This is a genomic window from Achromobacter sp. UBA5777, assembly GCF_002418565.1.
In the GTDB taxonomy this organism is placed as follows: Bacteria; Pseudomonadota; Gammaproteobacteria; order Burkholderiales; family Burkholderiaceae_B; genus Achromobacter; species Achromobacter animicus.
Genome location: NZ_DIEJ01000211.1, coordinates 1 through 19,167, shown reverse-complemented (window position 1 = coordinate 19,167; position 19,167 = coordinate 1). Strand labels below are relative to the sequence as shown.

The window sequence follows — 19,167 nt, the reverse complement described above, 5'->3', positions numbered from 1 at the left end:
TTGAGGCGGCGGACAGGGGCGGGGAGGGTGGGCGCGGCTCGCCCGGCCCGCCGGACAGCGGCGCGTGGCCGGGCGCGGGGCTGGGGCCCATGCGGATGAGGCGCAGCATGTAAGAGACGCCCGCGCCGAACACCAGCAGGTACACCGCAATGAAAAGCGCCAGCGTCAGCGTCAGTTCGCTCAAGCCATGCGGCGTAGCGGCGTCCGCAGTGCGCATGACGCCATACACGATCCAGGGTTGCCGCCCGATCTCGGTGACATACCAGCCGGCCAGCATGGCGACCAGGCCCGACGGCCCCATCCACAACGCGGCGCGGTGCAGCCAGCGCGACGCGTACAGGCGTCCGCGCCTGCGCGCCCATTGCGCCCAGACGGCAAGGGCGATCATCAGCAGGCCCAGCCCGACCATGATGCGGAACGACCAGAAGACCACCGTGGAATTGGGGCGGTCCTCGGGCGGATAGGCCTTCAGGCCAGGAAACTGCCCGTCCCAGCTATGCGTGAGGATCAGGCTGCCCAGCCGCGGGATGTTGACCGCGTAGCGCGTTTCCTCGCGCGCCATGTCCGGTATGCCGAACAGCGTCAGAGGCACGCCCGCGCCGGGCTCGTTCTCCCAATGGCCCTCGATGGCGGCGATCTTGGCGGGCTGATGCTTGAGCGTGTTCAGGCCATGAAAGTCGCCCACCACGGCCTGTAGCGGCGCGACAAGCAGCAGCATGCCCATCGCCATCGCGAACATCTTCTTCACGGCAGGACTGCGGTCCCCGCGCAGAAGATGCCAGGCGCCCGAAGCCCCGACCATCAGCGCGGTGGCCAGGAACGCGGCGATGCCCATGTGCGCCAGACGATACGGGAAGGACGGATTGAAGATCACGGCGAACCAGTCGGTGGGCACGACACGTCCATCCAGGATTTCGTATCCCGCGGGCGTCTGCATCCAGCTGTTGGACGCAAGGATCCAGGTCGCGGACACCAGCGTGCCCAGTGCCACCATGATCGTCGAAAAGAAATGCAGCCCCGGCCCCACGCGCGACCAGCCGAACAGCATCACGCCCAGAAATCCGGCTTCCAGGAAGAAGGCGGTCAGCACTTCGTAGGCCAGCAACGGACCCGTGACGCTGCCCGCGAAATCGGAGAAAAAGCTCCAGTTGGTGCCAAATTGATAGGCCATGACCAGACCCGAAACGACGCCCATGCCGAAGTTGACGGCGAAGATCTTGGTCCAGAAGTGATAGAGGTCGCGGTAGACCGTCTTGCCCGTGCGCAGCCAGAAGCCCTCGAGCACGGCCAGGTAGCTGGCCAGTCCGATGGTGATGGCGGGAAAGACGATGTGAAACGAGATGGTGAAGCCGAACTGAATTCGTGCGAGCAATAGCGCGTCGCTGTCCATGGCGGTATTCCTGACTTTCTCTGTCAGCGCGGACGGATCGCCACGAGGCGGCGGGCGCTGACGGGTGTTTGAACTACCCCGTCAAGTTAGGCCTTATACGGCGATCAGTACAGATTCAGGGAGAGCGAAAAAAAGCGGATCAGATTGGGAAAGTCCGATCGAATGCGTGCGGCTCAGCGCGCCGCCCGCGGCACCATCGGCGCAGGAGGAGGGCGTTGCGCGCGCTGGCTCAGCCAGACGCTGCCCACCACCACCGCCATGCCTGCCAACTGCAGCGGCGACAGGCTTTGGCCCAGGATCGCCCACCCCAGCACCGTGGCGGACAGCGGACTCAGGAAACCCAGCGACGACACCGCCGCGGGCTCCAGCCGCGCCACGCCGCGGAACCACAGCACATAGGTCAGCGCGGCGCCAATCAGTCCCAGCCAAGCGAGGCCCACGACGTTGACCAGCGTGAACTGCGGCAGCGGCGCTTCAAACAGCAGCGCAGCGGGCACGAGCAGGATGCCGCCCGCCGTCAACTGCCACGACGTGAAGGTCAACGCGGACACGGGCGGTTGCCAGCGGCGGCTCAGGACCGTGCCCAGCGCCATGGATGCCGCGCTGCCCAACCCGGCTGCAACGCCGACGGGGTCCAGCGCCGCCTTGGGCGTCAGCACCAGCAGCGCCACGCCAGCCAGGCCCGTCAGCGCCGCCACCACGGACAGCCCGCGCACCGGAGCGCCCAGCAGCAGCCGGGCCAGCGCGATCACGACCAGCGGCTGGATCGCACCGAGCGTGGCCGCCACCCCGCCCGGCAGGCGGTAGGCGGCGACGAACAGCAATGCCCAGAACACCGAAAAATTCAGCGCCCCAAGGACGATCACGCGCAGCCACCAGATGCCGTGCGGCAGCGCACGGACCCACAACATCAGCAGGAGGCCCGCGGGCAGGGCGCGCAGCATGGCAACCGTCAGCGGATAGCCCGGCGGCAGCATCAGCGTGGTGACGACGTAGGTGCTGCCCCAGATCGTGGGGGCGAGCGCGGTCAGGAGGAGGTCTGTGTTGCGGGACATGAATGAAAAGGAAGCGGCGGGCCGGTGCGCGCAGCGCCGGCACCCGCCGTCAATACATATGCTGCCCGCCGTTCATGGCCACATTGCTGCCTGTCATGAACCCCGCCGCATCGCTGCAGATGAACGCGATCAGCGCGCCGATCTCATCGGGCTCGCCGAGCCGGCCCACGGGAATCTGCGGCAGGATCTTTTCCTGTATGACCTCCGGCGGCACGGCCTGCACCATGCGCGTGGCCAGATAGCCGGGCGACACGGTGTTCACCGTCACGCCCTTGCGGGCGACCTCCAGCGCCAGCGACTTGGTGAAGCCGTGGATGCCCGCCTTGGAGGCCGCGTAGTTGGTCTGCCCGAACGCACCCTTGCTGCCGTTCACCGACGAGATATTCACGATCCGGCCCCACCCCCGATCCGCCATCGGGCCGCACAGCGGCTGTGTCATGTTGAACATGGAGTCCAGATTGCTGTGCATGACCTCGGCCCAATTCTGCGCGCTCATCTTGCGCAGGCTGGCGTCGCGCGTGATGCCGGCGTTGTTGATCAGGATGTCGATCTGGCGCCCGTCTTCCTCCAGTTTGCGCGCCAGCGCCTGGCAGGCGTCGAAGTCCGCCACGTTGACCTTGTACATGGCGAAAGTGCGGCCTTTGGCCGCTTCTTCCTTGATCCATTCGCGCGTGGCGGTCTCGCTGGAATGGTAGGTGACGATGACGTCGTGGCCAGCATCGTGCAGCGCGACGGCGATGGCACGGCCCAGGCAGCCCGTCCCGCCCGTGATGAGGGCGGTTCGCTTAGCGGTCATGGCGGCCTCCCTGCTGATGGGCGTCTTGCATGGCCGCGCAGGCGGCCGCCATCTGGTTGGTCATCGTGGACCACATCTGCGCGAAGGGCGAGTTGTCGGCGGCCGCGCTGTTGGCCTGCTTGAACCATTCGCACATCGCTTCGCCCACGCCGGCGGCCATGGTGGCCTGTTCCTGCAGCGCGGCGTGAGTGAGGGCCTGGCTGGCTTCCAGCTGCGCCTGCCAGCGTTTGCGCGCGAGCTCGCCCATGGCGGGCATGACATCCTGCCAGTTGGTGGTGGGGTTCAATGGGGAGAGGGCGGCGAGGACCTGGCCGGAGCTATCGCCGGCCAGACGCTGGCCCATTTCCAGCCAGCGCTGCTGGCTTTCCTGCGCAAGCTGGGCCAGGCGCTGGCAGAAGGCGACGTTGGCGCCGGTCAGGCCGGCGGGCAGGGAGGCATTTGCTTTCTTCATCATCCGTCCTTGTAAATGGCGTGCTAAGGGGAAACGAATACACACGAGCCTCATGCCGTCGGCAGAGGGGCTTGCCCGTCAACGATAGCCCAGCGGGCGGCGGTACCGCCAGCGTTGCGGACCCGATCCTTGCGCAAGGCGCAAGCGCACACGCAGTTCTTGACGCAGCGCCGCACATGGTGTCCCATCGCAACGATGCAGCTGTACTAATGGCCCCCACTGCCGCGGAGACCCCTTGCCGACATCAGGCCTGATGGATCGAGTTCCCTCGTGGCGTTATCTGCCCGTGGCCTTGGCGCTGGTGCTGCCGGTGATCGCCTGCGTCGCCTGGACGTGGTGGCACGCGCAGAAGGAACAGCGCATTGAAGCCGAGTCGGCCGCGCGCATCGTGCGGGTGCAGACGCAGCACGTCCTGACGCAGACGTGGACGCTGGCGGACCGGGTGGCGGCGCTGACGGCGCTGTCGTGCGATGAAGCGCTGCCCGACCTGCAACGCTGGGGCGCGCTGAACCCCTATCTGCGGTCCCTGTTCCTGGTACGCGGCGATCGCATCTATTGTTCGTCGGCGGTCGGCAAGATCGACTATCCGGTCTCGGAGTTTCGCAAGTGGGTATCCGACCAGCCGCCCGACCGCTGGCGCTTCACGGTGTCCGGCACGCCGCTGGCGCCCGAACGGCCTGCGATCCTCCTGGGCCGGCCCGGTGCCGAGGGACACAGCGGCGTCGTGGTGGTCGACGGACGGTACGTGCAGGATCTGCTGGACGCCGTGGCAAGCCTGCGCGATTACCGAATCGAACTGCAGGTAGGCGAGGGCGGGGCGTTCATCCACAACGATTTCAAGGGTGCGGCGGGGGCGTCGCGCGAGCTGGTCTACCACGAGACCACGGGCCACGATGGGCCCGCACCGCTGACGATCCGCGTCAATGCGCCGGCTGAAGCCGTCGTGCAGGCGTGGCAGCAGTTGATGATGACTTACCTGCCCGCCGCCGCGCTGCTCGGATTCGGTCTGGCCGTGGTCGCGTACCGCCAGCAGGCGAACCGCCGTTCCTTCAGGGAGCAGTTGCGCCGCGCGATCCGGGCTGATGAATTCAGGGTGCATTACCAACCCGTGTACGGTCATGCAACGGGCCAGTGCAGCGGCGTCGAGGCGCTACTGCGCTGGGAACGGCCCGGGGTGGGATCCGTGCGGCCGGACGTCTTTATTGCGGCGGCCGAGGCCGATGGCATGATCGCCCCGCTGACGCGCCATCTGTTTACGCTGATCGAACGCGACATGCGCGGCTGGACCACGCCGCCGGGGTTTCACGTCGGGGTCAACATCGCCGCCGAGCATTTGTCATGCGCCGAGTTCACCACCGACATCGAGCGTTTTGCCGCCAACATCGCCCATCGTGACCCGACCCTGGTATTGGAGATCACCGAACGCAGCCTGATCACCGATGACGGACAGGCGCGGCGCAATATCGACACGCTGCGTGAGCAGGGGGTGCGTGTTGCCATCGACGACTTCGGCACCGGCCACTGCTCGCTGTCGTATCTGCAGCGTTTTCCAGTGGATTACCTGAAGATCGACAAGGGCTTCGTGCACGCCATCGAACCCACCGGCGAAGACGCGCCGGTGCTGGACGTCATCATCACGCTTGCGCATCGGCTGGGCCTGGCGGTGTTGGCCGAAGGCGTTGAAACGGATCTGCAGTTCCGCTATCTCACCGGGCGCGGCGTCGCGTTCATCCAGGGCTACCTGTTTGCGCGGCCCATGCCGTCGGATCAGTTCGTGACGTGGTACGCCGGGCACGTGCTACCGAACGCACCGGTGGGCGAGCCGCAACCGCGTTCAAGTGGTCTTGGCGTTGGATGACGGCTTGGCAAAGAACAGGTCCGTGATGGCCTGGCTGTCCATGGGTTCGCCGTTGATCGCGCGCGTCAGCATTTCCGCGCCCAGCAGTTGCACCGAAAACACCAGATCGGGCTGCACCCGGCGGATCTTCTCCAGATGCTTGCTGGTGTTGACCAGCGCCACCGTCTTGGCGCCGTCCGCGCCGGTCGCTTCCTTCGCGGCCAGCACGATGAATGCGTTTTCTGCGTCGTCGTCGCGCAGCGCCAGCACATAACGCGCCCGGGCGACGCCCGCCACGTGCAGCACGTCCACGCTGGAGGGATCGCCTTCGATCAGGTCGGCGGCGGCGGGATAGTCGTGCGCCATGCCCGTTGGCACGATGACGGTGACTTCTTCGTTGCGGCTGCGCAGGCCCTGGTAGACGCTCAGCGCGAGGGGCGTCGCGCCGGCGATGATGATGTGGTTTTTTCTCATGGCCGAAGAAAACCTGCCTTTGACGAGCCGTTTCAGATTGCCGCCGATCACCGGTCCGGCGATCGCGCTGACGGAGGTGGCGAACACGGTAATGCCGAGGATGATAATCGACGCCGTGAACAGGCGCGCCGTGCCGCTATGCGGCACGATGTCGCCGTAGCCCACCGTGGACATCGACACGATCGAGAAATACAGCGCGGTGCCGGCGTCCAGGATCGGGGGATTAAATTCGTTGCCCAGGTATAGCGTGCCGAACACCGCGTAGATCATCAGCGACAGCACGCTGACCAGCGCAAACAGCGACCCGGCCGTCACGCTGGCGCGGTCAAAGCGCCGCCAGTACGCCACCAGCGCAATCACCAGGACCAGCGTGTAGATGCCCAGCCCCGCGCGGCCCCCGTCGCCCAGGATGGCGAACGTGCCGATGCCGATCAGCAGCACCAGCGAGAACGCCCACGCGATGCGCGCCTTCAGGATCAAGCCCAGCGCAATCACCTGCAAACCGACGCCGAGCACCAGGCGTGGAATCTCCAGCAGACCGACCACGCGCATGATCTCGTGCCAGTTGTCCAGCGCCAGCCAGAACGAATATTCGCGGGCGCGGACTTCGCGCAGCACCGGGTGCATGAACGCGTATCCGTCCAGCGCGACCAGGATGGCAAGGCACCAGTTCGGCGGGAAAAACGCCAGTATCTTGCGGAGGCGATGGCGCAGGGATGGCTGGGGCAGGGGCATGGAGCGGAGGGGCTTGCTATATCAATCTGGTATGGAAGACTATCAACAAAGAATTACTGGAAACGCTTCCGAGGTCCTAAACTTTCCTCATCAGGCGGCTATCCGGAAGGAACACCGCCGATATGGCAGTAACGCCCCCCCAGCAGCACGGGTGGACGCATTGCCAGGCGTTGATCACGTTGCAGCCCGTGCAGGGACTAGAGACCCGGCGCAGGCCACGGTCGGACCGTGCGTGAGTAGTATGAGGCACGAATGTTGGAATCGCGTGATCCAGGTAGAAGGCATCGGTGCCGGCCGATGACTCCGGGTTCACGTGTTGTTTTAGCGCGGCGTCTTACCCTTCGGGGGCAGCGCCGCGTTTTTTTCGCCTGGCGGTCTTGCGCCGGGCGATTTCAGGCAGACGCGTTCGCGTCCGCTTCTTCGCTGCGCCAGGCTTGTTGCGCGTCCGTGCGCGCGGTTGGCGTTGATACCCGATAGTCCAGATCCAGCGAGATGTCGGCGGCAAACATGTAGCCCCATCCGTGGACTGCGCGGATCGGCAGCGTCATCTGATTGGCCGCCGCCTTGCGGCGCAGGCGGCTGATCATCACATCCACGAAGCGGCGGCGCGTGATGCCGCTGTCGGCTTCGTCCGCGCCATCGGCCAGAAAGGCGTCGCGGCTGATCTTGCGGTCGGGCGACTTCACCAGCCGCGACAGAAAATCGCGTTCACCGGTCGTCAGGCCCAGCGTCCGGCCCTTGGGGCTGATGAGCGTCCATCCCTTGTTTGCCAGCCGCCAGCCTTCCTGGGCCGGTTCTTCTATGGCTTCCGTGCCCGCGCCCGGCTCCATGCCGTCCAGCCCGACCGCGCGTCGCACCAGCGCCTGCAGCACCGCCGCAAGCTCCAGGCCGGTCACGTCCGGCGGCAGGCAGGCGTCCGCGCCGCAGAGCAAGGTGCGGATACGGCTTTCGGAATCGGTGAATGGGGCGATGGCCACGATGCCCAGGCTGCGGTCGATGGCGCGCAGCCGCACGGCAGCGTTGTGCACATCGGTAAGCGGGGCTTCCAGGACGACCAGCGGGCTGGGCCGGCGGGAAAATCGGTCGTAGACATCCACGAGATCGTGGCAGCGGCGGACGTTGAATCCCAGATGGGAAAGGGACTCGACGAGTCTGGCATGCCTGGCGTCGTCATTGCCAAGAAAAATGACATCCAGCGTGTTGTTCATTGATGCTTCCAATGAGGCGCGGCGACGGGGCGCTGGCGCCGTGAAAAAGCCGGACGTCTGGCAGAGCCATGCCGTTTCCGGCCGTTGCGGCGCTTGTCCTTCCAGAGTCACGCCTGTGTTGCATTTAAACACGGGCGTGTTTTTTTGTGAAGATACGTTTCTATGGTTTCGGTCGGTAACAGTCGTCCGCAGGGAAATGGCCCGCCATCCATTGAAACAGCGTTTGATCCCCGATTTGCTTCAGAAAAATATTATGTATTACCGATACATTATTTTCTCTTTCAGGCGATTCCAGCCCATAAACTCATGCGGCTTTTTTTGCTCCCGGTTTTGCTGCAACGTCGCGCGACGGCAGCGGTGCAATGGGCGGGCAAGGCGCTGCAAGCCGATGAAAGATATGACTTTTAACGGGGCGGATTGCGGCGTGAAGCGATGGCGCGCGGCAGCATGCGCGCAAGGCCAGGGGGGCCATGCGGCGATTTATGGATTAGCCCGGAAATTGGGGTCTAATCCCTTTATTTGGCCGCGGATTTGAAATGCTTTAATCCAAAAAAACCATACAAATTAATGTCTCAGGTTGATCGATTGGACACGTTTAGCCATCGTCTGCGCAACGCAAGAATGCTTCAGGGGTGGACTCAAAAAGACTTAGCGGTCGCAAGCAACCTGTCGCAAAGCGCTATTGGGAACTACGAAAGCGGACAGCGCCAGCAGCCGTCCAGCGACGCGCTCATCAAGCTGACGCGCGCCCTGCGCGTCAATCCCCTGTGGTTGAGCACCGGCGAAGGGCCCATGCTCGACTCGCCGTCCGGCCATGTTGCCGCTGGCAGACTGGGCGAAATCCCCGACCCGCCCGCCTGGCCGTTCGAAACCATCTCCTACGCGGCCTACGCCCGACTCTCGCACCAGGAAAAACGGCAGATCGAATTGGTGCTGGGCGCCTACATCAAGGCACGCGGCGAATAGTCCCCATCGGTTGCGCCGGAACCTGCGGGCGCGGCCGGACATCAGCGGGCGCGATGGCGCCAGTGCCGCGGGGATCGGTGCGCAGGCGGCTGCGCAGGCGTTCCACGGGATCCGCAATCAGGTAGTTCAGCACCGCCGAGACCCCGATGCACCCCGTGATGGACATGGCGGCGAACAGCATGGGTTGATGCTCCTGCACATCGTGCATCAGCCAGCTGAATGCCATGATGACCAGCATGTGGCAGATGTACAGGGGATAGCTGAGCTCACCGATGGCCTTGTCCAGCTTGTGGCGCGATTGGAACAGGAACGCCAGCGGCAGCAGGGCCGCAAACAGCAGGACGGCCAGGCCATCGCGCACGGTGGGATTGATGCCGATCGAGAAGTGCGCAACCGTGTACAGGAACAGGATGCCGGTGCCCAGCTCGGGCAGGCGCTTGACGCGTTGCGTCCAGGCCTTCATGCGCGGCAGCAGCACCTGGTGCGACAGCGAACCGATCAGGAACAGCGCCAGCTCCGTCGGGAAAAAGCGGTAGGTCCAAGGATCCGAGCGGCCGACCCCCGTCCAGATCAGGATCGCGCGCAGGGCCAGCGAGGCGGCCAAAAGCGCCAGCAACCGGCGCGGCGAGCGCAGGATGAAGGGCGCCACCAGGTAGAAGCTCATTTCCACACCGAGCGTCCACGCTTGCGGCACCAGCAGACCCTTGTAGAGCGGCACGTCGCTGTTCGCGAAGCTGCCCGTGAAGGCCAGCGCCGAATCGCGGATGCCGAAGAACATCAGCCAGTCCTGGCCGAAGATGAAGAGGTTGGAGAGGAACAGGAAGACTTCGGCGCTGAAGGGCAGGGCTTCGTAGATGCGGAAGAACGAGCCGCCGCTGACGATGTGGGCCGTCAGGGTCAGGGCCGCCACCGCCAGATAGATCGGGAAAAGCCGCAGGAAGCGATTGGCGTAGAACTTGCCGGTGGCGCCCTGATAATGGTCTGTCGCCGTCAGCACGTAGGAAATGAGGAAGCCGGAAATCACATAGAAAAGCTGAACCGCAAGCCTGCCGCCGACAAGCTGATCGGCGTAGCCGCCGCCCAGGTGGTCCAGCACCACTGACAGTGCCAGTAAGGTTCTCAAGAAGCCCATCGCGCATCTCCCCGGTCGATATTGTTCTCAGCCCCGATGGGCCGGACACTGCGCATGCGGTTGTCGCGGGCTCCGCTCCTCTTTCCCTGTATTACTTTTTAGGCCGGAGTCATCAACTGTCATTGATTCTGCTCGCGGCCACCCACCCCCGCCATGCGGCATTCGATGCAGAACCCGCGATCATCGGAGCTAGAACCTCCGGCTCAATCGTGCATCTTTTGGATACGGCTGACGGACGGAGAAAATCGCGTGAGGGCCCACGGGCCGGTTACATTACGACGATACGCATCAATTGGAGGCTTGCTCATGCCCAACTTCCTGTCCACGCCCAGCAGAATGCTCTGCCTGGGACTGTTGACCGCGGCCCTGGCCGGATGCGCCGGCATGACCGGCGGCGCGCGTCCCGAAGGCGCCGCTGCGGCTAGTGCGGCCACCAGCAAGGATTCGCTGGCGCAGACGAGCTGGGAACTGGTCCGCTGGGCACAACCCGGTGGCCAGCTGCGCGACATCCCGCACGGGGACAACGGCGAGCCCATCCGCCTGACGTTTCTTGCGCAGGGCAAGCAATACCAAGTCAACGGATTCTCCGGGTGCAACCGGTACACGGGCACGTACAAGCTCGAGCGCAACAAGCTGATCATCGACGCGCCCGCCACCACGCGCATGGCCTGCGTGCCGCCCGAGCGCGCAAAGCTGGAAGCCGACTACCTGCGCGCGCTGCGCGCCATCGACACGTTCACGCTGGATAGCGGCGGCGCGCCGCGTCACCTGACGTTCAATCTTCGGGGCGGCGACGTGCTGGAGTTCGAGCGCCGCCAGGATCCGCCGACCCCCTGATTCCCGCTTCGCTGAACGATCCGAGAGACCTGCATGCGCTTATCCCTTTTCCAGCGTCGCCTGGCGTCCGTCCTGCTGTGCGCGGGTCTCGTTGCCTGCTCGTCGCCGCCGATGCGCGCGGCCGATGGCCAGGATCCGCGTTTCAAGCCGGCCTCGGCTTCCGACATCCTGGTGCAGACGAACTGGGATCTGGCGCGCTGGACGCTGCCCGGCGGCGCGCTGCGCCCCGTGCCGCATCCGTCGTCGTCCACGCGCCCGATCACGGCTGCATTCATCCACGATCAGGGTTCGCCCCGGATGATGGGATTTAGCGGATGCAATACCTACAACGCGCCGTACACCATCGCCAATGGACAGTTGATCGTGCGCGCCGATCCGGTGTCGACCCGCATGGCCTGCGCGCCGCAGACGATGGCGCTAGAGCACGATTTCCTGTCGTCGCTCACCCGGATCACGGCCAGTTCCTTTGATAACGTCAACAATCCGCAACGCATGACGTGGAAGCTCAGCACCGGCGACACGCTGGACTTCGGGCGCCGCGCGGATCCTGTCGCGGGCGGCCAGCGCGGCCCCACCAAGCTGGTTTACGTCAACGCCGAGCGGGTGCCCTGCGACACGGCCGGTGGCCGCGGCATGTGCTATCAGGTGCGGGACAGCGCCTCGCAGCCCTGGCAGGCCTGGCCTGGCGAAATCACGGGGTTCAATTTCCAGCCCGGCGTGCTCTACCGCCTGCGCGTGGTTGAGATCAATGACCCGAATGCCACCCTGGGGGCTGCCCCGCTGCGCTGGGTGCTGGACGCGGTGGTCGAACAGCAGGTCGTCACCCGCTAGGGACGGCAAGCGGTTTGGGCGGTGTGCGGTCTGCGCACCGGCCGCCCAGCGGTACCCCTTCTGCGGCGCGAATGGCCCAGCGATTATGATTACGGGCTTCGCCGCCTGTTCTCTATCGCTTTGCCATGACTTCCGTCGTCAATATCGCCGCTTACAAATTCGTTCCGCTGGATGACCTGCCTGCGTTGCGCGAGCGCCTGCTCGCCGAGGCGGGCGCCGCCGGGCTCAAGGGCACGATCCTGCTGGCCGGGGAAGGCATCAACCTGTTTCTCGCGGGGTCGGCAGACGCCATCGACGCCTTTCTGCAGGGGCTGCGCGCCGATGCGCGGTTCGCGGACCTGGAGGTCAAGTTCAGCCACAGCAACGACGTGCCGTTCCGCAAGCTTCTGGTCAAGATCAAGCGCGAGATCATCCGCATGAATCACCCTGCCATCCGGCCGGCGGCGGGCCGCGCGCCCGGCGTCGATGCGCACACGCTGGCGCGCTGGCTGGCGGCGGGCGTCGACGACGATGGCCGGCCCGTGGTCATGCTGGACACGCGCAACGCCTTCGAGGTGGACGAAGGCACCTTCAAGAATGCCATCGACTGGCGCATCGACCGCTTCACGCAGTTTCCCGCCGCGGTCGAGGCAAACCGGGCGCAACTCGAGGGCAAGACCGTCGTCAGCTTCTGCACGGGCGGCATCCGCTGCGAAAAGGCCGCGATCTTCATGAACGAGGCTGGTATTGAAAACGTCTACCAGCTAGACGGCGGCATTCTGAAGTATTTCGAGGAAACGGGCGGCCCTGGCTACGAAGGCAAGTGCTTCGTGTTCGACGAGCGCGTCTCGCTGGACCCGGCGCTGGCGCCCAGCAACGCCTGACTGAATTCATCGCAGAAACGAAAAAGCGCCCGCATTTGCGGGCGCTTTGCATTGGCAGTGACGCGGATCAGCGCACCCGCATGCCGGGCTTGGCGCCGGGGAACGGTTCCAGCACGTAGATGCCGGCGTCGACGGCTTCATCCGCATGGCTGGCGGCCAGCACCATGCCTTCGGACACGCCGAACTTCATTTTGCGCGGCGCCAGGTTGGCGACCATGACGGTCAGCTTGCCGACCAGGTCTTCCGGCTTGTAGGCCGACTTGATGCCCGAAAACACGTTGCGGTGGCGGCCTTCGCCCACGTCCAGCGTCAGGCGCAGCAGCTTGGTCGAGCCTTCGACGTGCTCGCAATTGACGATCTGCGCGATACGCAGGTCGACGCGCGCGAAGTCGTCGATGGAGATGGTCTCGGCCAGCGGCTCGCCGCCGGGCACCACGACGGGCGCGGCGGGCGGCTCGAACAGGTCTTCCAGCATCTGCGGCTCGACGCGCTGCATCAGGTGCTTGAACGGCGCCACGCGTTGCGGCAGGACCGAGGCATCGGCCCAGGTGAAGGGCGCCTGCGCGCCGAACAGTTCCAGGGCAACGCGTTCGGCCAGCTGGGGCAGCACCGGCGCCAGCATCACCGACAGGGCCTTGAAGCCGGCCAGCGAGCGCGAGCAGATGTCTTGCAGCGCGGCCTTTTGCGCGTCGTCGGCGCTGGCGATGCCCTTGGCCAGCACCCACGGCTGCGCGGTGTCGAACGCCTGGTTGATGCGGTCGGCGTAAGCCATGATCTCGCGGATGGCGCGGTTGTACTCGCGGGCCTCGAATGCGGCGCGGATGGATTCCGCCTGTTCGGCGTATTCAGCGGACAACGCGCTGGTGTCGCCGGAATAACCCAGGACGCCGTCGAAATGCTTGGTGATGAAGCTGGCGGCGCGGCTGGCGATGTTGACGTATTTGCCAACCAGATCGCTGTTCACCCGGGCAATGAAGTCCTCGGGATTGAAGTCCACATCTTCGACGCGCGCGTTCAGCTTGGCGGCGATGTAATAGCGCATCCATTCGGCGTTCATGCCGAGTTCCAGATAGCGCAACGGCGAAATGCCGGTGCCGCGGCTCTTGGACATCTTTTCGCCGCTGACGGTGATGAAGCCGTGCACGTTGACCGCGTCCGGCGTCTTGCGGCCGGCGAACTTCAGCATGGCGGGCCAGAACAGCGCGTGGAAGTACACGATGTCCTTGCCGATGAAGTGGACCTGTTCGGTGTCGCCGTTGGGGTCGAGCAGGGCGTCAAAATCCATGCCCTTGACCGCGCAATAGGACTTGAGCGACGCCAGATACCCGACCGGCGCGTCCAGCCAGACGTAGAAGTACTTGCCCGGGGCGTCCGGGATCTCGATGCCGAAATAGGGCGCATCGCGGGAAATGTCCCAGTCGCCCAGCTTGGCCTCGCCGTCTTCGCCGCCCAGCCACTCGCGGGTCTTGGCCAGCATTTCCGGCTGCAGATGCTTGGTGCCCGCCTTGTTGGAACCCGTGGTCCACTGCTGCAGGAATTCCACGCAGCGCGGGTCGGACAGCTTGAAGAAGAAGTGGTCGGAGGACTTCAGGACGGGCGTGGCGCCCGTCAGTGCGGAGTACGGATTGATGAGTTCGGTGGGCGCGTACACCGCGCCGCAGACCTCGCAGGAATCGCCGTACTGGTCCTTGGCGTGGCACTTGGGGCACTCGCCCTTGATGTAGCGGTCGGCCAGGAACATGCCCTTGACCGGATCGTAGAACTGCTCGATGGAGCGCGTTTCGATCAGGTCCTGGGCCTTGAGCGCGCGGTAGATGTCCTGCGACAGCGCGACGTTTTCCGCCGAATCGGTGGAATGCCAGTGATCGAAGCGGATGTGGAAACCGTTCAGGTATTGCGGACGCTCGGCCGCGTAGCGCGCAACCAGCGCCTGCGGCGTGATGCCTTCCTTTTCGGCCTTCAGCATGATCGGCGCGCCGTGCGCGTCGTCGGCGCCCACAAAGTGCACCGTGTGGCCCGCCATTCGCATCGAACGAACCCAGATATCGGCCTGGATGTACTCCATGATGTGGCCGATGTGGAAAGATCCGTTGGCGTAGGGCAGCGCAGTGGTGACAAAGAGGGTGCGAGACATGGTTGTCAACTGAGGTTGAGGGGAAAAGGGATTTGGCCGGCCATTTTAGGGCAAGCGCGCGCGCCTGCCGGTGATGCGGCCCCGGAGGTGGTCCCGGACATGGTTCCGCACATGGTCCCGGAAAGCACACAACCCGCCTCTCGCAGTGATGCGAATCAGGCGGGTTGAGGGAAGCGTGGCCAGGCGATGAGCGCGATTTCAGCGCAGCACGCATTGGCCGGCTTGCGCGGAACCACGCACAAGCCAGGTTGAAAACCGCCGTCAGCGGATTTCGCGGGCCTCGACGTCAATCACATCGCCACGCGGTTGCGTGGCGAACGGGGCAGTGGCGGACTGGAAGGGTCCAGGGCGGGCGCCTTGGCGCTGGCTCCAATAGGCGCGAACGCCGAAGGGCTTGCCGCGCACCTTGGCGACCACATAAAGGATCGCCACGGCGAATGCCGTGGAAAGCATGAACACCAGCGCCATCGCCATGCCGATCAAGGCCAGGGCGGCGAATAAGACGGCACGAAAGAAGCGGATAAGTGTGTTGGTCATGAATGGTCGGATGCAAAACGCAGCGAAAGGTTCCCGTGTATCCGCTATCCTTTAGGGGATGGCGGCCCGCAGACGCCGCGCTGCCTACGGAACCATAGTGACATGAGTATAACGATAGAAAACATCCGCGCCGCTCTGCGCGCCGCGCAAGACCCGAATACCGGTTTGGATTTGGGCGTTTCTGTAAAAGATCGTGACATTCAACTGGCCGGCGGCCGCGTCGCGTTGACGCTGGAGCTGGGTTATCCCGCCGACGCCGTCCGCGACCAGATTCGTGACATCGCGGTGCGCGCGCTTGCACAAGCCGGCGCGCCCGACGCGCAAATTACCGTCACCTGGAAAATCGCTGCGCACGCCGTGCAGAAGGGCCTGAAGCCGCTGCCCAACGTGCGCAACATTATTGCGGTCGCTTCCGGCAAGGGGGGCGTGGGCAAGAGCACCACCGCCGTGAACCTGGCCTTGGCGCTGGCCGCCGAGGGGGCAACGGTCGGCGTGCTGGACGCCGACATCTACGGTCCCAGCGTGCCGACGATGCTGGGCATATCCGGCCGTCCCGAAAGCCGGGACAACAAGAGCATGGAGCCGCTGACCGGCCACGGCCTGCAGGCCAACTCCATCGGTTTTCTGATCGACGCCGATTCACCCGCCATCTGGCGCGGCCCGATGGTGACGCAGGCGCTGGAACAACTGCTGCGCCAGACCAATTGGCGCGACCTGGATTACCTGATCGTCGACATGCCGCCCGGCACGGGCGACGTGGCCCTGACGCTGGCGCAGAAGGTGCCGGTCGTCGGCGCGGTCATTGTCACCACGCCGCAGGACGTGGCGCTGCTGGACGCGCGCAAGGGCCTGAAGATGTTCCAGAAGGTGGAGGTGCCGATTCTGGGCGTGGTCGAGAACATGGCCATCCACATCTGCTCGCAATGCGGTCACGCCGAGCACATCTTCGGCGAAGGCGGCGGCCAGCGCATGGCCGAGCAATACCAGACGCCGTGGCTGGGCAGCCTGCCGCTGACGCTTGCCATTCGCGAACAGACCGACGCCGGCACGCCGACCGTCGTGTCGGACGCTGGAAGTGAAGCCGCTTCGCTGTACCGTGCGATCGCTCGTAAGCTGGCAGCGGGCGTTGCGGCGCTTCCGCGCGACATGGCCGGAAAGTTTCCCTCCATCGTCGTTCAACAACCGACCTGACGCATGCGGTGGGCTGCCCGCGCCTTATTGGCAGGACTTTGCATGATGGCGGGCGAGGCGTTGGCCAAGCGCCCGGAAGTCATTGTCGACCCCGGGGGCGTGCCCCCGGCCGCGCTGCAGGCGATCACCCAGGCGGTCGATGCGATCGCGCGACTTGCCGAAGACCAGGACGGCGGTGAAATCAACCGCCTGCGCCGGCGCGCGCGCGACGCGACGCTGGCGGCGCTGGCCACGCAGGGGTATTTCTCGCCCAAGGTCACGCTCGAGGCCGGCACCGATATCGGCGGCGAAACCTGGGACATCGCGATCGTGCCGGGCAAGCGCACGACCGTCGAATCCGTGAACCTGGAATTCTCGGGCCGCATCACGCGCCCCGAGTACGCGCAGCGCGTGCAGAAGCTGCGCGATGACTGGAGCTTGAGGAAGGGCCAGCCGTTCATCAACGGCGACTGGAACCGTGCCAAGGCCACGCTGCTGGACGACGTGTCCACGCGTGACTTTCTGCTGGCGCGCATGACGTCCTCGCGTGCCGACATCGACGCAGACAACGCGGCGGCGCATCTGCACGTCACCATCGACAGCGGGCCGCAGGTGCGCATGGGCGAGCTCAACACGCAGGGCCTGAAGCGCGTGCCGGAGACGCTGATCGACCGCTACGTGCGCTACAACGTGGGCGCCGCGTTCGACCAGAACCGGCTGGACCAGTGGCAGCAGGACCTGCAATCGACCGCGTTTTTCCGCGGCGCGTTCGTCTCGCTGCAGGAGCCGCCCAGCCAGAACGATCAGCCCACCGATCCCATTTCCGACCGCGCCCGCGGCCCCGGATCCGAAGACGCCGCTGCCGCCGCACCGGCGGGCGATCCCACGGTGTCGGGCGGCATGCCTCCGCCGCCGGCGCAGTTCGATTCGGACGGCGAGATCACGCTGCCGGTGCAGGTGCGCGTGGTCGAGGCGCCGCCCAAGCGGTTCTCCGCGTCGATCGGCGTGGACGACGAGGCCGGCGTGCGGGTGGAATCGGTGTATCGCCAGAACGTCGTGTTCGGCCAACCGGTCACCATGGAAACGGGCTTTGGCGTGGACCGGCTGCGGCAGCGCGCGTTCATGGACATCCTCTTGCCCCCCTCCGAGCGCGGCTACCGCGATTCCGTCGGGATCCTGGCGGACCGCTCCGACATCCAGGGGCTGGAAGTGACCCGCTACGCGCTGGGGGCCACGCGCACGCAAGAGCGCAAGGGCGCGGGCGACAGCCGCGTCGAATATGAAACGCGCTACGGCGTGCTGCTGGCGCAAGACCACGTCAAGATCGACGGCGGCGACAGCTACACGCTGCCCACCATCACCACCACGGCCGAATGGCTGCGGCGCGATGTCGACAACAAATACGATCCGCGCGAGGGCAACCTGATTTCCGTGGGCGGCGGTGTCGGTGTGACGCTGGATACCGGCGAGCCCTACACGCGCCTGCGGCTGCGCGGCCAGAAATGGTGGCCGTTCGGCAAGTGGGACGTGCTGACGATCCGTGGCGAGGTCGGCCGCGTGTGGTCCAACGGCGACGTGCAGGTGCCGGACGACTTCGGTTTCCGGACGGGCGGTGCGCGGTCGATCCGCGGCTATCGCTATCAAAGCATCGGCGTGCACCGCGACAACGCTGTCGTCGGCGCGCCCACACTGCTCGTGGGCAGTATTGAATACGACCATTATTTTGACGAGCGCTGGGGCATGGGCGTGTTCGTGGACGCGGGCGATGCCGCCGAGTCCTTCGGCGACATGAAGATGTCCGTAGGCTACGGCGTCGGCGCGCGCGTGCGCACGCCCGCCGGGCCGCTGTTCCTGGACGTGGCCTATGGCCAGCGCGAACGTGACCTGCGCCTGCATTTCTCGCTGGGGATCGCGTTTTGAAGTTCGTGCGTAAATTTCTGCGCCATGTGCTGGTGTGGTGGCTGCCCGGGCTTGCCATGCTGGTTGCGCTGGCGGCTGGCTTCATCTTCTGGCTGGTGGCCTCGCAGAACGGCACGCGCCTGTTGCTGACCACCGCCGCGCAGCAACTCGAAGGCCAGGCGCTGGATGTGAACGGCTCGCTGCTGCACGGGGTGACCGTGGGGCGTCTGGAGCTGACGGCCGGCGGCACGCACGTCGACATCCACGACCTGGATCTGTCCGTGCGCTGGAGCGCCCTGGGCGACCGGCTGCTGCATGTGCGCAACCTGTCCGCCGGCTCGGTCCGCGTGGACATGGAATCCTCGCCCGAGACGCCGCCCGCCGCGGAAAGCAGCGAACCCTTCACGTTGCCCAAGCTGCCTGTGACCATCGCCGTGGACCGGCTGGCGCTGGGCGACTTCCAGTTCACCCAGGACGGTGAGCCGCTGCCCGTCACCTTGAATGACCTGAACGCGACCTTCGCCGCCAGCCCGCAGGGCGCGCAATTGCGCATCGCCAGCCTGCGCGTCGGGCACGAGGTGGGCGAGGCCGACGTGACCGGCCAGGCCGATCTGCAGGGCCTGGCCGACCCCTGGCCCTTCGCGGCGCGACTGGATGTGACGGCGCGCGGCGCGGGTCCCGACTCTCCCCTGTGCCAGGCCGATCGGCTGAGCGGCGTGTTCGGTCCTGTGGCGGTGCAGCCGCCGGCCAAGGACACGGCCGAAGCATTGGCCAAGGAGCCCGCTGCGGCCAAAAAATCCGCTGCGTCCAAAGCCCAGGCACCGGCCAATCGCGCCGACCGTCGCAAGGCCG

The 19,167-nt window shown here is 65.5% G+C and carries 17 protein-coding genes and 1 pseudogene; 9 read left to right on the top strand and 9 right to left on the bottom strand.

What is annotated here, in order from left to right; all coding sequences use genetic code 11:
• The 4 genes from B3446_RS17465 to B3446_RS17450 form a co-directional block, all read right to left on the bottom strand.
• A partial coding sequence (locus B3446_RS17465) for a cytochrome ubiquinol oxidase subunit I (protein WP_291383738.1) occupies positions 1 to 1,390 on the bottom strand: 1,390 nt, incomplete at its 3' end.
• A gap of 173 nt (positions 1,391 to 1,563) precedes the next feature.
• A complete protein-coding gene (locus B3446_RS17460; protein ID WP_291383736.1) occupies positions 1,564 to 2,445 on the bottom strand; it encodes an EamA family transporter in 882 nt (293 codons plus the stop codon).
• A 49-nt stretch (positions 2,446 to 2,494) separates the two neighbouring features.
• Positions 2,495 to 3,241 carry an acetoacetyl-CoA reductase gene (phbB, locus tag B3446_RS17455; protein WP_291383734.1) on the bottom strand — a complete coding sequence of 249 codons (747 nt, stop codon included), beginning with the start codon at positions 3,239 to 3,241 and terminating at the stop codon, positions 2,495 to 2,497.
• Positions 3,231 to 3,692 (bottom strand): hypothetical protein, encoded by a 462-nt coding sequence (locus B3446_RS17450; protein WP_313492981.1) that lies wholly within the window; start codon positions 3,690 to 3,692, stop codon positions 3,231 to 3,233. Before B3446_RS17450 ends, phbB begins: the two co-directional genes overlap by 11 nt.
• A 253-nt stretch (positions 3,693 to 3,945) precedes the next feature.
• Between B3446_RS17450 and B3446_RS17445 the strand changes: the two genes are divergently transcribed.
• The gene (locus tag B3446_RS17445; protein ID WP_291383732.1) at positions 3,946 to 5,550 is read left to right on the top strand and encodes an EAL domain-containing protein; all 1,605 of its coding nucleotides are present in this window, start codon (positions 3,946 to 3,948) and stop codon (positions 5,548 to 5,550) included.
• Here B3446_RS17445 and kch read toward each other — a convergent pair.
• A complete protein-coding gene (kch, locus tag B3446_RS17440; RefSeq protein WP_175137823.1) occupies positions 5,527 to 6,738 on the bottom strand; it encodes a voltage-gated potassium channel protein in 1,212 nt (403 codons plus the stop codon). The genes B3446_RS17445 and kch overlap by 24 nt on opposite strands.
• 392 nt (positions 6,739 to 7,130) lie before the next feature.
• Positions 7,131 to 7,946, bottom strand: a complete 816-nt coding sequence (locus B3446_RS17435) for a response regulator transcription factor (protein ID WP_291383730.1) — start codon at positions 7,944 to 7,946, stop codon at positions 7,131 to 7,133.
• Positions 7,947 to 8,108: 162 nt separating this feature from the next.
• Here B3446_RS17435 and B3446_RS17430 point away from each other — a divergent pair, with 162 nt between their 5' ends.
• A complete protein-coding gene (locus B3446_RS17430; protein WP_291383728.1) occupies positions 8,109 to 8,354 on the top strand; it encodes a hypothetical protein in 246 nt (81 codons plus the stop codon).
• 159 nt (positions 8,355 to 8,513) lie between these two features.
• Positions 8,514 to 8,912 carry a helix-turn-helix domain-containing protein gene (locus B3446_RS17425; protein WP_191578011.1) on the top strand — a complete coding sequence of 133 codons (399 nt, stop codon included), beginning with the start codon at positions 8,514 to 8,516 and terminating at the stop codon, positions 8,910 to 8,912.
• Here B3446_RS17425 and B3446_RS17420 read toward each other — a convergent pair.
• Positions 8,893 to 10,044, bottom strand: a complete 1,152-nt coding sequence (locus B3446_RS17420) for an acyltransferase family protein (RefSeq protein WP_191578010.1) — start codon at positions 10,042 to 10,044, stop codon at positions 8,893 to 8,895. The two genes, B3446_RS17425 and B3446_RS17420, sit on opposite strands and share 20 nt — an antisense overlap.
• A 306-nt stretch (positions 10,045 to 10,350) precedes the next feature.
• On the opposite strand from B3446_RS17420, the gene B3446_RS17415 reads away from it, so the two are divergent.
• From B3446_RS17415 to B3446_RS17405, 3 genes are all read left to right on the top strand, one after another.
• The gene (locus B3446_RS17415) at positions 10,351 to 10,881 is read left to right on the top strand and encodes an META domain-containing protein (protein WP_291383724.1); all 531 of its coding nucleotides are present in this window, start codon (positions 10,351 to 10,353) and stop codon (positions 10,879 to 10,881) included.
• Positions 10,882 to 10,914: 33 nt separating this feature from the next.
• Positions 10,915 to 11,712: a DUF4377 domain-containing protein gene (locus B3446_RS17410; protein ID WP_409558310.1), complete on the top strand. Its 798-nt coding sequence runs from the start codon at positions 10,915 to 10,917 to the stop codon at positions 11,710 to 11,712.
• Positions 11,713 to 11,837: 125 nt separating this feature from the next.
• Complete coding sequence (locus B3446_RS17405) at positions 11,838 to 12,575, top strand: sulfurtransferase (protein ID WP_191578008.1); 738 nt, start codon at positions 11,838 to 11,840, stop codon at positions 12,573 to 12,575.
• A gap of 67 nt (positions 12,576 to 12,642) precedes the next feature.
• On the opposite strand, the gene metG is transcribed toward B3446_RS17405, so the two are convergent.
• On the bottom strand, positions 12,643 to 14,709 hold the full coding sequence (gene metG, locus B3446_RS17400; RefSeq protein WP_291383721.1) for a methionine--tRNA ligase: 2,067 nt from the start codon (positions 14,707 to 14,709) through the stop codon (positions 12,643 to 12,645).
• A 261-nt stretch (positions 14,710 to 14,970) separates the two neighbouring features.
• A complete protein-coding gene (locus B3446_RS17395; protein WP_056325207.1) occupies positions 14,971 to 15,246 on the bottom strand; it encodes a hypothetical protein in 276 nt (91 codons plus the stop codon).
• A gap of 102 nt (positions 15,247 to 15,348) precedes the next feature.
• Here B3446_RS17395 and apbC point away from each other — a divergent pair, with 102 nt between their 5' ends.
• The 3 genes and pseudogenes from apbC to B3446_RS17380 all read left to right on the top strand — a co-directional run.
• The gene (gene apbC, locus B3446_RS17390; protein WP_291383718.1) at positions 15,349 to 16,437 is read left to right on the top strand and encodes an iron-sulfur cluster carrier protein ApbC; all 1,089 of its coding nucleotides are present in this window, start codon (positions 15,349 to 15,351) and stop codon (positions 16,435 to 16,437) included.
• 3 nt (positions 16,438 to 16,440) lie between these two features.
• Positions 16,441 to 18,336: an autotransporter assembly complex protein TamA gene (locus B3446_RS17385; RefSeq protein ID WP_175122483.1), complete on the top strand. Its 1,896-nt coding sequence runs from the start codon at positions 16,441 to 16,443 to the stop codon at positions 18,334 to 18,336.
• Between the two features lie 5 nt (positions 18,337 to 18,341).
• Positions 18,342 to 19,167: pseudogene (locus B3446_RS17380) on the top strand (hypothetical protein); the annotation flags it as partial.